This window comes from Streptomyces antarcticus (assembly GCF_026627255.1).
In the GTDB taxonomy this organism is placed as follows: domain Bacteria; phylum Actinomycetota; class Actinomycetes; order Streptomycetales; family Streptomycetaceae; genus Streptomyces; species Streptomyces antarcticus.
In genome coordinates this window covers 171633-185967 of sequence record NZ_JAPNLM010000007.1, presented here as the reverse complement: position 1 = coordinate 185967, position 14335 = coordinate 171633, and the positions used below count along the sequence as shown (strand labels likewise).

General features: G+C 71.0%; 13 protein-coding genes. 5 read left to right on the top strand and 8 right to left on the bottom strand.

The features are described from left to right. Positions 1-62 precede the first annotated feature (62 nt). Positions 63-641 (bottom strand): fasciclin domain-containing protein, encoded by a 579-nt coding sequence (locus OTB16_RS13590; protein WP_267720393.1) that lies wholly within the window; start codon positions 639-641, stop codon positions 63-65. A gap of 379 nt (positions 642-1020) precedes the next feature. Here OTB16_RS13590 and OTB16_RS13585 point away from each other — a divergent pair, with 379 nt between their 5' ends. From OTB16_RS13585 to sbnA, 5 genes are all read left to right on the top strand, one after another. Further along, a complete protein-coding gene (locus OTB16_RS13585) occupies positions 1021-3618 on the top strand; it encodes a Pls/PosA family non-ribosomal peptide synthetase (protein ID WP_420717686.1) in 2598 nt (865 codons plus the stop codon). Between the two features lie 25 nt (positions 3619-3643). Next, a complete protein-coding gene (locus OTB16_RS13580) occupies positions 3644-6127 on the top strand; it encodes a non-ribosomal peptide synthetase (protein WP_267720392.1) in 2484 nt (827 codons plus the stop codon). Positions 6128-6275: 148 nt separating this feature from the next. Beyond that, entirely contained in the window at positions 6276-7280 is a 1005-nt protein-coding gene (locus OTB16_RS13575; protein WP_267720504.1) for a TauD/TfdA family dioxygenase, read from the top strand. Next, a complete protein-coding gene (gene sbnB / locus OTB16_RS13570) occupies positions 7277-8344 on the top strand; it encodes a 2,3-diaminopropionate biosynthesis protein SbnB (RefSeq protein ID WP_267720391.1) in 1068 nt (355 codons plus the stop codon). The genes OTB16_RS13575 and sbnB overlap by 4 nt, the downstream gene beginning before the upstream one ends. Before the next feature lie 51 nt (positions 8345-8395). Further along, positions 8396-9397: a 2,3-diaminopropionate biosynthesis protein SbnA gene (gene sbnA, locus OTB16_RS13565; protein WP_267720390.1), complete on the top strand. Its 1002-nt coding sequence runs from the start codon at positions 8396-8398 to the stop codon at positions 9395-9397. 331 nt (positions 9398-9728) lie between these two features. Here the strand turns inward: sbnA and OTB16_RS13560 are convergent, their stop codons facing one another. From OTB16_RS13560 to OTB16_RS13530, 7 genes are all read right to left on the bottom strand, one after another. Next, positions 9729-10217, bottom strand: a complete 489-nt coding sequence (locus OTB16_RS13560; protein ID WP_267720389.1) for a DUF3618 domain-containing protein — start codon at positions 10215-10217, stop codon at positions 9729-9731. After that, entirely contained in the window at positions 10214-10627 is a 414-nt protein-coding gene (locus tag OTB16_RS13555; protein ID WP_267720388.1) for a phage holin family protein, read from the bottom strand. The genes OTB16_RS13560 and OTB16_RS13555 overlap by 4 nt, the downstream gene beginning before the upstream one ends. 137 nt (positions 10628-10764) lie before the next feature. Then, positions 10765-11211 (bottom strand): DUF5709 domain-containing protein, encoded by a 447-nt coding sequence (locus tag OTB16_RS13550; RefSeq protein WP_267720387.1) that lies wholly within the window; start codon positions 11209-11211, stop codon positions 10765-10767. Between the two features lie 365 nt (positions 11212-11576). Then, the gene (locus OTB16_RS13545; RefSeq protein ID WP_267720386.1) at positions 11577-11843 is read right to left on the bottom strand and encodes a helix-turn-helix domain-containing protein; all 267 of its coding nucleotides are present in this window, start codon (positions 11841-11843) and stop codon (positions 11577-11579) included. Continuing rightward, positions 11843-12469 carry a hypothetical protein gene (locus OTB16_RS13540; RefSeq protein ID WP_267720385.1) on the bottom strand — a complete coding sequence of 209 codons (627 nt, stop codon included), beginning with the start codon at positions 12467-12469 and terminating at the stop codon, positions 11843-11845. The genes OTB16_RS13545 and OTB16_RS13540 overlap by 1 nt, the downstream gene beginning before the upstream one ends. A gap of 75 nt (positions 12470-12544) precedes the next feature. Then, the gene (locus OTB16_RS39550; protein ID WP_420717685.1) at positions 12545-13354 is read right to left on the bottom strand and encodes a hypothetical protein; all 810 of its coding nucleotides are present in this window, start codon (positions 13352-13354) and stop codon (positions 12545-12547) included. Between the two features lie 312 nt (positions 13355-13666). Continuing rightward, positions 13667-14215 carry an NIPSNAP family protein gene (locus tag OTB16_RS13530; protein ID WP_267720384.1) on the bottom strand — a complete coding sequence of 183 codons (549 nt, stop codon included), beginning with the start codon at positions 14213-14215 and terminating at the stop codon, positions 13667-13669. Positions 14216-14335: the final 120 nt, after the last annotated feature.

The window sequence follows — 14335 nt, the reverse complement described above, 5'->3', positions numbered from 1 at the left end:
GCGACACCGGGCGCCCGGGGGTGGGCGCACGGCATGGCGGAAGGGGACCGCGAGGGGCGGGGTCACATGGGTGTGAGCACCGTGTCGATGATGTTGACCGTGGCGTTGGAGGTCTGGACGTCGCCGCAGACGATCTTCGCCTTGCCGTTGACGGTGAACTCCTCACCGGATCCGGTCGTGGTCAGGGTGCCTCCCTCAAGCGTCTTGAAGGACCCGTCGCTGAGCTGGTTCGGAGTGATCTTCTCGCCGACCACGTGGTACGTGAGGATCTTGGTCAGCTCGGCCTTGTCCGCGAGGATCTTGTCGAGGTCGGCCTTGGGGATCTTCGCGAACGCCTCGTTGGTCGGGGCGAAGACGGTGATGCCCTCGGCATTGTTCAGGGTGTCGACCAGACCCGCCTTCTCCACGGCGGTGACGAGGGTCGAAAGCGCCGGGTTGTTCGACGCCGCGGTGGCCACGGGGTCCTTGGCCATCCCCTCGAGACTGCCGGAGCCCTCCTTGGGCACCGATGCGCAGGCCGGCCCGTACGGGTCTGCCTGCTGGGAGCCGGCGAACGCCGGGGCGGCCACGCCCAAGGCGATGGGGAGAGCGAACGCCGCTGCCGCGACTGCGGCGCTGCGGCGGATGCGTGAGGTACTCATGTGTCCTCCTGATGCAGGTGGGCCTTACTGGGGACCGCAGCGCCGCACAGCCCGATCACCCCCGAGGCGACGGTGCGAGAGGAGAGGCCCCGGTCCGCCCCCGTTCTCCTACACGGACCGTTTCCTCTTCGCCCTCTACCGCTCGTTCGTCGCCAAGCGACGGAGGGATTGCTGGAGAAACGTACGAAATAAGTATATATCTCACTTTTTATTATTTTTGCTGCTATTTACATCTAATGAACCATTTATACGGTGTGCCCATCTTTTCCTCCCTCGGCGCCGAATCAAGGTCATGCCGCCCGGCCACCGCCTGCACCGGCCCGCCAGAGCCGGACGGTGACGTGCAGGGCCCGGTCGTGGACCTCCGAGGGAGCCCGTCGTGACCAGTCGACCCGTAGAAACACCGCCCCCGGGCTGCCGGGAGCCGGTCCCGGGGCGCCGTGCCGCCAGTGCGCCGGACACAGGGACCGAGCTTCTCTACGCCCGGGTGCTCGCGGACGTCGCCCGACTCGACCGGGTTTCCGTCGACAGCCACTTCTTCGACGAACTCGGCGCCGACTCCATGGTGATGGCCCGCTTCTGCGCACGGGTCAGGAAGACGGAGGGCCTGCCACCGGTATCGATGAGGGACGTCTACCGCCATCCGACGATCGGGCGGCTGGCCGCGGCCCTGACCGCACCCGAATCCGTACCTCCTGCGCAGACAGGGACCGCGGCCCGGGCTCCGACGCCGGCGCCGCCGATGCCGGAAGCCGCGACGGGGGCACCCCACTACCTGCTGTGCGGTGCCCTACAGCTCCTGGCGTTCCTCGGGTACTCCTACCTCGTCGCGCTCATCGGCGTCACCGGCTACGAGTGGATCTCCGCCGGACCGGGGCCCGCCGGCGTGTACCTGCGGTCGGTCCTGTTCGGGGCGATCGTCCTCGTCTGGCTGTGTACCTTTCCCGTCCTGGCGAAGTGGGTGCTCATCGGCCGGTGGCGGCCGTGCCAGATCCGGATCTGGAGCCTGGGCTACCTCCGGTTCTGGGCCGTCAAGACCCTCGTCCGGTCCGCCCCGCCGGTGCTCTTCGTCGGCTCGCCCCTCTACGTCCTCTACCTGAGAGCGCTGGGCGCGCGGATCGGTCGCGGCGCCGCCGTCTTCTCCCGGAACGTGCCGGTGTGCACCGACCTCCTCGTGATCGGCGACGGCGCGGTGATCCGTAAGGACGTGTACTTCACCTGCTACCGGGCGCGGGCCGGCCTCATCCAGACCGGCCCGGTCTCCGTGGGCGAGGACGCCGTGGTCGGCGAGGCCTGCGTCCTCGACATCGGGACCGCGGTGGGCGACCGCGCCCGGCTCGCCCACGCCTCCTCGCTGCACCGCGGCCAAGTGGTACCGGACGGTGAGCACTGGCACGGCTCTCCCGCGCTGCGGGCCGGGACCCCCTACCCGGTGGTCGGCCCGGCCGCCTGCGGCACCGTCCGCCGCGCCGCACACGGCGTCCTCCAGGTCCTGGCCGTCCTGCTCGTCTACCTGCCGCTGTCCTTCGGCGGCGTGGGCCTCCTGCTGGCCGAGGCCCCGCAACTGGCCGCAGCCCTGGAACCGGGACCGACGGCCCTGACCGCGTGGACGTTCTACGCGGAGGCGGTCACGGCCTCGGCGGTGCTCTTCTTCGGGGCCATCCCGCTCGGCATCCTGGTGATCGCCACGGTGCCCCGGCTGCTGTCCCGGGCCATCACACCGGGCACGGTGTATCCGCTCTACGGCTTCCGGTACGGGGTGCACCGGACCATCACGCTGATGACCAACCGGCGTTTTCTGACGCGCCTGTTCGGCGACAGCTCCGGCATCGTCCCCTACCTGCGCTGCCTCGGGTACGCCCTCTCCCCCGTGGAGCAGACCGGCTCGAACTTCGGTACCGAGGTCAAGCAGGACTCCCCGTACCTGAGTTCCGTCGGCACCGGCACGATGGTCGCGGACGGGCTCTCCCTCAACAACGCCGAGCTCTCCAGCACCTCGTTCCGGGTGTCCCCGGTGGCGATCGGCTCGCACAACTTCCTCGGGAACCGGATCGCGTACCCCCCGCACGGCAGGACGGGCGACAACTGCCTCCTCGCGACCAAGGTCATGGTGCCCGTCGACGGGAGGATCAGGGAGAACGTGGGGCTGCTCGGCTCACCGAGCTTCGAGATACCCCGGTCGGTCCGGCGGGACAGCAGCTTCGACCGGCTGACGACAGGCGGCGGACGGCGAAGGCTGCTCGCCGCCAAGAACCGGCACAACGCCGCCACCATGGCGTGGTACCTGTTCGTGCGGTGGCTGTACTTCCTCCTGATCAGCCTCCTGTTCGCGGTCGCGGCCGAACTCTACGACGTGCTGGGCGCGACGGTCGTCGCCCTGGCCAACGTCCTGGCCCTGCTGTTCACGGCCCTGTACTTCGTCGTCGTCGAGCGCACCGTCACCCTCCGGCACCCGCCCGGTGTGCTGTTCTGCTCGATCTACGACCGCCGCTTCTGGCAGCGCGAGCGCTTCTGGAAGGTCCCGTCCGAGACGTACCTGCGGCTCTTCAACGGCACCCCGTTCAAGAGCTTCGTCTGGCGGCTGCTGGGCGTCCGGGCGGGAAGCCGGATCTTCGACGACGGCTGCTCCCTCACCGAGCGGACGATGGTCACGCTCGGCGACGACTGCACCCTCAACGCGGGAAGCGTGGTCCAGTGCCATTCACAGGAGGACGGCGCCTTCAAGTCGGACCGCACCACCGTCGGTTCCGGCTGCACGCTCGGCGTCGGCGCCTTCGTGCACTACGGCGTCACCGTCGGCGACGGCGCCGAACTCGCCCCCGACTCCTTCCTCATGAAGGGGGAAAGCGTCCCCCCGCACGCGTGCTGGGGAGGAAACCCGGCCCGGCAGACGGACCGCGGCAACGGCGGCGGTGGCAACGGCGGTGGCAACCGCGGTGGCGGCGACGCCACCGGCAGCGGCCGCATCCGGCCGTGAACAGCAAGCCAGGAAGGTGAGACCGATGGGAAGGCCCGAGACGACGACCACCGACGCGGAGTTCTGGAGCACCATGCTCAGGGCCGGCAGGTTCACCCCCGTACCGCCGTGGTGCCCCACACCCGTACCGGGGACGGCCGAGCACGACGCGGAGATCCCCGACGACCTGGCGACGGCCCTGCGCCGCCTCGCCCACGACCTCGGCGTGACCCTGTCCTCGGTGGTGCTCGCCGCGCACCTGAAGGTCCTCGGCACGCTGTCCGGGGAACGCGGGGCCGGCTGCGGCTACATCGCCGAGCCGGGTGGTTCCCCCCTGCCCTGCCACCTGACGACCGACTCCCGCTCGTGGCGCACGCTCGTGCGCGCCGCCGACCGGGCCGCGTCCGCGATGACCGCCCACCGCGCCTTTCCCGTCGACGCCCTGCGGGTCGAGCAGGGCCTCCCGGTGTCCGCGCCCCCGGCGGTGTTCGACCCGTACGGTGCACTCGGCCCCACCGGCGCCGGTACGGCGCTGCGGGTGGCGCTGACGGCCCGGGACGGGCGGTACCTCCTGCGGATGCGCTACCGCACCGATGTGATCGACGGCGACCACGCCGCCAGGATCGTCGGCTACCACCTCACCGCGCTGAGGCTGATCGCCGAGGACCCGGAAGGCGCGCCGGGGCCGCAGGGCCTGGTGAGCGCGGAGGAACTGCGCCACCAGGTCACCGCGCTCGCCGGACCCCGGCGGGAACTGCCGGACCTCAGGGCCCACGAGCTCTTCGCCCGCCGGGCCCGCGCCCACCCGCACGCCGTCGCGGCCGTACAGGACGGGCAGAGCTGGACGTTCGGGGAGCTGAACGCCCGCGCGAACCGGATGGCCCACGCCCTGCTCGCGCTGGGGCTTCGCCGGGAGGAGCCCGTGGCCGTGGTGAGCGAACGCAACCTGGGCTGGATGGCCGCCGTCCTCGCCGTCCTCAAGGCCGGCGGGGCGTACCTGCCGGTCGAGCCGCACTTCCCGGCCGACCGGATCGCCACCATGCTCGCCCGCTCCTCGTGCCGCTTCGCGCTGACGGAAACCGGCAGCACCACGACGCTCGACCGGGCGCTGGACGCCCTGGCGGAGGTGCGGACCGTGAGCATCGAAACCGCGTACGACGACACGCTCCGCGCCGACGACCCCCGCGTCCACGTCCCGGCGGACTCCCTCGCCTACATCTACTTCACCTCCGGCTCCACCGGTGAGCCCAAGGGCGTCATGTGCGAGCACCTCGGGATGCTCAACCACCTCTACGCCAAGATCGACGACCTGGACATCGGCCCGGGGCGGACCGTCGCCCAGACGGCGCCGCAGTGCTTCGACATCTCCCTGTGGCAGCTGCTCGCCGGGCCGCTCGCCGGCGGGCGCACCCTGATCGTCGGGCAGGAGGCCGTCCTGGACATCGGGCGTTTCCTCGACACGGTCGCCGAGGGCCGGGTCGGCGTGCTCCAGGTGGTGCCGTCCTACCTCGACGCGGTGCTGACCGCCCTGGAGCGGAACCCGCGGCACCTGCCCGACCTGCGCTGCGTGTCGGTGACCGGCGAGGCCGTACGGAAGGAACTCGTCGAGCGCTGGTTCGCGAACCAGCCCGGTATCCCGCTGGTCAACGCCTACGGGCTCACCGAGACCTCCGACGACACCCACCACGAGGTCATGAACCGCGTCCCCGACGCAACCGACCGCATCCCGCTGGGCCGGCCCATCGGCAACGTACGCGTCTGCCTCCTGGGCCCCGCCCGGGAGCCGGTACCGCTCGGTACGCCCGGCGAGATCGTCTTCTCCGGGATCTGTGTCGGCCGCGGGTACGTCAACGACCCCGAACGCACCCGGTACGCCTTCACCACCGACCCCTGCCGTCCGGGCAGCCGGATCTACCACAGCGGCGACTACGGCCGGTGGCTGCCGAACGGCAAGCTGGAGTTCCTCGGCCGCCGCGACAGCCAGGTCAAGATCCGCGGCTTCCGCATCGAACTCGGCGAAGTCGCCAGTGCCCTGCTGCGCGCCCCGGGGGTGGGCGACGCCGCCGTCGTCCCCGTACGACGGGACAGCGGCGGCCCGTACCTGGCGGCGTTCTACACGGCGCCGGCGGCCCTGGCGAGTGACGGTCTGCGCGACCTGCTGGGCGGCTCGCTGCCCGCGTACATGATCCCGTCGGCGTTCCACTGGCTGGAGCGGCTGCCCGTGACCGCCAACGGCAAGACCGACACCAAGGCGCTGCTCACGCTCGCGGCGCGGGGCGACGCCGCCCAGGACGGCCGGGAGCGGGAGGACACGCCGACCGAACTGCGCCTCGCCGCCGTCTGGTCCCAGGTCCTGGGCATCCCCGTGGACCGGATCGGCCCGCAGGACCGCTTCTTCGACCTTGGCGGCACCTCCTTGTCGGCCCTGCGGGTCGTCGTCGCCCTGGACCGGGAGATCTCCTTCAAGGACCTCACCCACCACCCCCGCCTCGCGGACCTGGCCCGGCTGATCGCCGGCCGCGGGGCGTAAGGAGCCGAAACGGCTGACACGGCTGACACGGCTGGATACGAGACCGAAAGGAATCACGATGTCCACGCACACGCAGACATCCACGCACACATCCACGCCCACGCCCACGCCCACGCCCGAGCCCACGCCCACGCCCGAGCCCACGTCCATGCCCTCCCCCGCCCCTTCCCCCTTCCCGGACGGCCGGCCGCGGCCGGGCCTCCCGCCCCTCCTCTACGCCGACGCTCCCGCCGGAGCCGCGGGCTGGGTGGCCGGGAACCGCGACGCGCTGCGCGCCGCGGTCGCCGGGCACGGTGCCGTCCTCGTCCGCGGCCTCGGGATCCGCGAGCCCGGCCAGGTCGGCGGGATCCTCGACGGGTTCGGCACCCCGCCGGTCGGGGACACCGAAGCCTTCGCACCCCGGCGCACCTACGCGAACGGCGTGTACTCCTCGTCTCCATGGCCATCGAACCAGCCGATGTGCATGCACCACGAGCTCAGCTACACGCTGGCGTTCCCCTCCGTGATGATGTTCGCCTGCCTCGGCGCGCCCACCGCGGGCGGCGCCACCGCGGTGGCCGACTCGGCCGACGTGTTCGACGCGCTCCCGCCCGCGGTCACCGAGCGCTTCGTCCGCGAGGGCTGGCTGCTCGCCCGCAGTTACGGCAACGACATCGGAGCCTCCACCGCGGAGGCGTTCGGCACCGACGACCCGCGCGCGATCGAGAGGTACTGCCGGGCCAACGCGATCGACCTCTCATGGCAGCCCGACGGCACGCTGCACACCCGGCAGCGGCGCAGCGCCGTGCTACGGCATCCGGTGACCGGTCGACGTTGCTGGTTCAACCAGATCGCCTTCCTCAACGAATGGACGATCGACCCCGAGGTGCACGACTACCTCACCGCCGAATACGGAGCCGACGGACTGCCCTTCAACACCTTCCACGGCAACGGCGACCCCGTGTCCCCCGAGACCGTCCGCCTCATCGACACCGCCTACAAGGCCCACGCCGCGGGGCGTCCGTGGCAGGAGGGAGACCTCCTGATCCTGGACAACCTCCGCACGGCACACAGCCGCGAAGCGTTCCAGGGCCCCCGCGACGTGGTCGTCGCCATGGGCGGACCGCTGCATCCGAACGACTGCTCCCCGACCATCGAGGTGACCCGGCCATGACCGCCACCGATCTCACGGCGCCGCACCCGTCCGGGGCCCGGCTCCGCGTACCGCCCTTCGCCGTCGTCTCGGGCACCCAGGTGCACGATGCCCTGCTGGGGCGCGAGGAGCACCTCGTACAGGTGGTCCAGGACACCTACCGCTTGCACGGCGCCGGCCTGACCGTCAACCCTCCGTCGTCCTTCCTCAGGTTCCCGGACCGCCGCTCGGCCCGCATCATCGCGCTGCCCGCCTCCCTCGGGGGAGCCGCGCCGGTGGACGGCCTGAAGTGGATCTCCAGCTTCCCGGAGAACGTGACCGCGGAGATACCCAGGGCCTCGGCCGTCCTGATCCTCAACGACCCCGCCACCGGCTACCCGTACGCCTGCCTGGAGAGTTCCATCATCAGCGCCAGCCGGACGGCGGCGTCCGCCGCGTCGGCCGCCGACTGGCTCAGCCGCGGCCGCGCCCGCCCGTCCCGTATCGGATTCATCGGGGCCGGGCTGATCGCCCGCTACGTCCACACCTTCCTGGCGGGCACCGGATGGACCTTCGACGAACTCGGCGTCCACGACCTGTCGTCCGACAGCGCGTACGGGTTCCGCACCTATCTCGAACAGTCCGGAGCCGGGGGCCGGGTCACCGTGCACGCCGCCGCCGAGGACCTCGTACGCGCCAGCGACTTGCTTGTCATCGCCACCGTCGCCGACCGGCCCCATCTGAGCGACCCGTCCTGGTTCGGCCACCATCCGCTGGTGCTGCACCTGTCCCTGCGCGACCTCACCCCCGGGGTCCTGCTGGCCTCGACCAACATCGTCGACGACATCGACCACTGCCTCAGGGCGGAAACCTCGCCGCACCTCACCGAACGGCTCACCGGGAACCGCCGGTTCGTCGCCGGCACCCTGGACGACGTGATGGCCGGGCGGATCGCCGTACCGGCGGACCGGACCACGGTGTTCTCCCCGTTCGGCCTCGGGGTCCTCGACCTCGCCGTCGGCAAGTACGTCTACGACGAGGTGGCCCGGTCCGGCGAACTACAGGTCGTCGACGACTTCTTCCACGAACTGCGCAGGTACGGATGAGCCGTGCCCCACCCTCCGCCAGCAGCCCTTCGGCCACCCGAGGAGACCACCGTGCACGTCATATCCGTTCCCCACGCCTTCAACGAAGAGGAACTCTTCGTCGACCTGCGCCCGGCACTCGGCTGCCCGCTCTTCCTCAAGTGCGAGGGGTTCAACTTCGCCGGTTCCGTCAAGCTCAAGGCCGCGGCCGAAATGGTAGAGACCGCCGAGCAGGACGGCACTCTCGGACCGGACTCCATCCTGGTCGAATCCTCGTCCGGAAACCTCGGCGTCGCCCTGAGCGTGATCGCGGCCAGCAAGGGGTACCGGTTCCTCTGCGTGACGGACTCCCGCTGCAACCTGGCCACCCGGCTGATGATGGAGGCCCTGGGCAGCAGCGTCCACGTCATCAACGCGTACGAGTCCGGCGGGAGTTTCCTCGCCGCCCGGCTCTCCTACGTCCGCGACCTGTGCGACGCCGACGGCACGTACGTATGGCTCAGCCAGTACACGAACCCGGCCAACTGGAAGGCCCACTACCGCACGACCGCGCCGGCCATCGCCCGGGGCTTCCCGGAGCTCGACGTACTGTTCGTGGGAGCCGGAACCACCGGCACGCTCATGGGGTGCGCCCGCTTCTTCAGCGAGTGGCACCGCCCCGTGCGGATCGTCGCCGTCGACAGCACGGGTTCGGTGTCCTTCGGCGGCGCCCCGGGGCGGCGCATGATTCCCGGCCTGGGCATGAGCGTACCGCCGCCGCTGCTCGACGCGTCCCTGGTCGACGAGGCCGTACTCGTCGACGAGGCCGACTCCGTGCGCGCCTGCCGGGCCCTCGCCCGCCGCGGCTTCCTCTTCGGCGGGTCGACCGGCACGGTCGTCAGCGGGGCGACGGACTGGCTCGCCCGCCACCCGGACGGCGGCGTCACCGCCGTTGCCATAGCCCCTGACCTGGGGGAACGCTACCTGGACACCGTCTACCAGGAGAACTGGGTCCGCGGGCTCTACGGCGCCGACGTGGCGGCGGAGCCGCGCGGGCTCCACCGGGGACGGCCTCAGGTCCTCACGGACCCGTGACACCGGCGGATCACCGGCGGATCACCGGCGACACGGACGCCGGCGTCCGTTACTGCCGGCGGCGCCGGAACCTCTGAGGTCGGGTCGTGCGGACGAAGCCTGCCGGGCGGCGGTCCGGTCCATCGGCGAGATCGGTGTCCCGGGTTACCCATGGGCTGGCCCGCGCGGCGCTGGCGGCCGTCGGCGAGGACGGCGTTCGGCGAGGACCGTCGCGCGGCTCGCCGCCTTCGACACACCGTGCCCGGGTTCACGCGGCGCCGACGACCACGCGCCGCTGAGGGCGCCCCGGGGCAGGGCCGGCCCGGCCGGCTCGTACGCGGCCTCGGAGGCCTTATCGGCGGCGTCCCCGGCTGCGGCGCACCAGCAGGAACACGCTCAGTGCGGTGCCGAGCACGATCAGTGGGGTGCGGTTGGCGCGCGCGGCCGTCGCCGCACGGCCGGCCTTCTCGAGGAGCGGGTCGGGGGTCTTGTCCGCCGCGTACTGGCCCGCCCTGGCCGCGCTCTGGCGTACCTGGACTGCCGCCCGCGCGGTCTTCTCCCGTACGGGGTCGGGGGTCTTGTCCTTCAGCAGCTGTGCGGCCCGGCCGGCCTTCTCGCGGATCTGGCCGGAGACCAGGGCGGCCTTGTCGGCGGCCTGTTCCTTCACCGCGGCCGCCTTCTCCTTCGCCTGGGCCTTGACGTCGGTCTTCGAGGCGAGGGCTTCGACGGTCTGCCCGAGCTCCTCGCGGGTGCGCGCGACCTGCTCGCGCAGTTCCGTTTCATCGGAGCTGGTGGTGGCGGGGGTGGGGGTGCCGATGTTGGTTCGGGCGTCGTCGTTCATCGGTGTGCTTTCTCCTTGATCTCGGCCAGGTCGGCCTTGACGCTGTCGATGGTCTGCTCGGGGGCGGGGGTGCCGGCCCGGGCGATCTGCTTCTTGCCCGCCAGCGCGGTCACGGCCGCGACGACTCCCAGGACCGCGGTGACGATGAGGGCTGCCGCCCACACCGGCAGGACCAGCGCGAGAGCCGCGATACAGGCGGCCACCAGGGCCTGGAGCGCCAGGATGCCGATCAGGCCGGCCGCGCCGAAGAGGCCGCCGCCCTTCCCGTAGCGCCTGCCCTTCTGGGTCATCTCCGCCCGGGCCAGTTGCATCTCCTCGCGGACCAGTTCGGAAATCTGCTGCGAGGCGCGTGAGACCAGCACGCCCACCGAGTCGTCGGCGGCGTGGGCCTGTTGCTCTTCTGTCCTCATGATGAGGTCACCTTGCCTTCCCTCCATCTGTTGGTGCGCGCGACACGTCGGTGGGCCGCTCGCCGACGGAGCTGAGCGTCCCACCGACCGCGCGGCGATGGGCGGGCCCGCCCCGCCACTACGACGTCCTGGACCGACTAGGGCTCTTCGATGACGTGTACGGCCGCTTCCTCGGCGGATGCTCCTCCGGCGTCGATGCCCACGTCACGGGCCAGTACGTTGTTCTCGTACGGGGAGCCGGTGACGGGTGCCAGTCGCCCGGCTCGGGCCCCGCCCGCTTGCGGGTCGACCGGTTCGCCGTCACCGTCCACCAGATCCCCGATGCCGTCACCGGCCGGGGGAGCCTGGTCGGGAAGTTCCCGTGCGAGGCGTTCGTCGAGGCTCTCGCCCTCTCGCTGCTGCTCGCCCGTCGTGGCGTTGCGGTCACTCCCGTAAGGCCGCTCGACCGGTGAGTGGCCCTGGTCAAGCATCTCGTCGGCGTTGGGCTCCCCCAGACTGTCGTCCATGTCCGGCTGGGCCTCGGAAGGCCCGTCTTCCGGCTGGGGCTGGTAGACGTCGTCGCCGCGGGCGTCGGAGTCACTCATCGGTAGCGTCCTTTCTCCTCGGATCCCCCGCTCCGGGTTGATCCGGACTCCTTGGGCGTCTCCCCACAGATCGGCGGATCACACAGCCGGCGGTCCGCGAGTCTGGGTTTCCCCTCCGGTTGGACCGTGCCGGCCGGTTCCCGCAGGAATCCTCACGGCCGGGTCCGGTCCTCGGGCATGATCTGGAGAAGCGCGGCCGCCCCCTCGCTTCCCATGCCCCCGCTGGACGCCGATGGCCGTCCGGGGGTGGTGGCACGACCGGGGCCGGATCAGCGAGTACCCGGCACTTCAGCGCAGCAGGTTCGAGGCCGGTTCCGGCTCGAAGAACGACGCTCGGCGACGCCGGCAGACCTGCCGCCGCAGCCCTAAAGGGCGTCTCCCCTCCGCTCCCGCTGCACGTCGTGGTCCGGGTGGTAGCTGATCAGGTCTCCGGGTTGGCACTGGAGCACCCTGCAGATGTTGGTCAGGGTGGTGAAGCGGATGGCTTTGGCGCGGCCGTTCTTGAGGATGGAGAGGTTGACGTTGGTGACGCCGACGCGTGTGGCGAGTTCGGCCAGTGTCATGCCCCGCGCCTCGAGCAGCCGGTCCAGGTGGACGTGGATGGCGTGCCCTTCGGTGTCCTCGACGGGCATCAGACGATCCCTTCGAGGTCCTCGCGCATGGTCGCGCCGGCGCTCACGATCCGGCCGAACACGAGAAGCCCCAAGCCGGTGAGTACCGCCAGGTAGGGAAACGTCGCGGTGTGGAGGGCTACTCCGGCCAGCGTGGCACCCCCGGTGAGAGTGGTGAGCAGGGCGGCCTGAGAAACGGCCTGCGCGAGCTCGGCCGCCAGGCTGCCGATCAGGAGCCACCATCCGAGGAATCGGATCCTGGACGCGGTCTGCCGGGTGTGGACTCCGTTACGGGCCGCCGCCCGGAGCAGCTGGTTGAGAACGACGAGGCCGCCGACGAGCAGGACGAGCGCGGGAGCCTCGGACAGTGCGCCCAGGGCCTGCTGGCCGGTGCTGGGGTTGTCCGCACAGTACCGGGGGATCGAGCTGACGCTCGCTCCGTCCAGTGCCGTGAACGCGGTGTCGGCCGTGGCGGAGGTGCCAGAGGTCCAGTCGGCGGTGACACACGTGCTCGCCCCGGACCAGAAGGGGATGGTGCCGCTGACGATGTTCAGTACGACGCCGGCGAGGAGGAGGCCCAGGAGCAGGCGGGTTCCGGTGGAGACCACGGCGGCGAGCGGCTCCAGGAGCTTGCGGTCTTCGGACATCAACCCCACCGCCCTATCGTTTGTCGATGTTATCGATAAACGATACATCGGGAGGGTCGGCCAGGACAGCCCCCTTCACCGAAGTACACCTCGGAAGGACTCAGTTGGCGTCTCGCCGCCGGCCCCGCCTGTCGCGGCAACGAGGCGACACTCCTCGCTCCGGTACACCAGGTAGGCGCACAGGAACCCGGCGAAGCCGATCACGATCATGACGGCGATCACCGTCCACTGCCCGGGCTCCGGCACGTGGAGGGCGAGGAACCACACCTTGTCCGGTGCCCCGTTGAGCTTGCTGCCCAGCGGTACCAGGCCCTGCCGGAACAGCCCGACGATGCCGGCGACCGCGGCCGTCCACATGAGGCCTGGCGCGGGCCCGAGACGTTCCGAACGGGAACGAGGAGGCGCCCGCGTCCCCGCCCGGCTTGGCGGGAGTGCAACGGCCCCGAGCCGGTGGACGAGACGTTGTCGGGGGGTCGCGGTGCCCCACGTCCAGTCCCGGTGCGGAATCCGGGCCAGGTGATCAGCGCTTTCGCGGCGGGCCCGCTCCACCAGCGCGTCGCCGCGGAGCAGCCAGCCGGCGCACGCGTTAGCGAGCCCGTCTTGGGCATGGGAGCCGGTCAGGGTGCGCCACTCGTTGCGGTATGGGCTCTCCGCCCGTGCCAGCAGCGGCTCCGACGCTGAAGTGACACGCCAGCAGGTCGGAAATCCGATGCGCAGGTAGGCGAGCTCCATCAAGCTGCTGCCCAGTGACGCTTGCTCACAGTCGATGAATCGGATCCCCGTGGCGGTGTGGAGATCGTTACCGGGACAGGGATCCCCGTGGCGAAGGGCATGCCCGGATGCCTGGCCGAGCCGGTTCACGAGGTCATCGAGCTCGCCGGACACGCCAGAGCCTTGGGCAACTCGACACGTCACACGCGCGAGCGAGGGCTGCTGCCCCGTCTGCGAGTGCGGCTGGGCGATCCCAGCTTGGCCCTCAACTCGTCCCCGAACGGCAGTCGCACCCACATGCGCTCATCGTTCCGCGGCGCCGAACGAGCCTGCTGCTGCTGCGCGCGACTGGTCGTCCTGCTTCACGCCGCCCCGGCCAGCATCAACAATCGCTCTCCGTTCTCACCTACGCCTACGCCTACGCCTACGCAGCGAACCGTGGATGCGCGGTCCGCTCGATCCGATCGGGGTCACGATCTTCCGAGGCTACGGCTTCACGGGCTCCAGCCTCAGGCGCCGGGTCGGCCAGGGGGTCGGCTCGGCCGGGCCGAACCACACGCGGACGTCCTCCCCGGTGCGTACGGGCAGGCGGGGGTAGTCGTTCTCGGCGTGCTCGGTACGGTGCAGTGCGTGGTCCGGGCCCAGGTGCCGGGCGGCGTACGCATCGAAGGCGGCCGCGTCGGCCGGGTGGCAGACGGTCGCGAGCACCTCACGGGCGCCGGGCGGAACTGTGAAGCCGGGACCCCGCAGGAGCAGGACGTCGTCGCTGTCGACCATGGTGGCGTTGGCCGCATCGCGGTGCTCCCGCCAGACCGGGCCGGTGTAGAACGCCTCCAGCGCGTGCCGGCGGTGCGCCATGTCGGGGAACGCGCGCAGCCAGACGAAGCGGTCCGGGTCGTCCAGGTCGCGGAAACGGGTGCCGACGGCGATGCCGACCGCCTGCTGACCGGTCACGAACTCGCGCTCGAACAGGTCGATCAGCGCCTCCCGGGCTCCGGGACACAGGGTGTACTGACGGAGTTCGACGATGCTCATGCGGCGGCCCGCCCGATACGAGTGAGGTTCATGCGCCGCAGGTTAGGGCCGGTCCACTGACACCCTCTGTCAGCGGACCCGCTCAGGATCGCTGCGTCCTCCGCTCCGGGTCGGGCATCG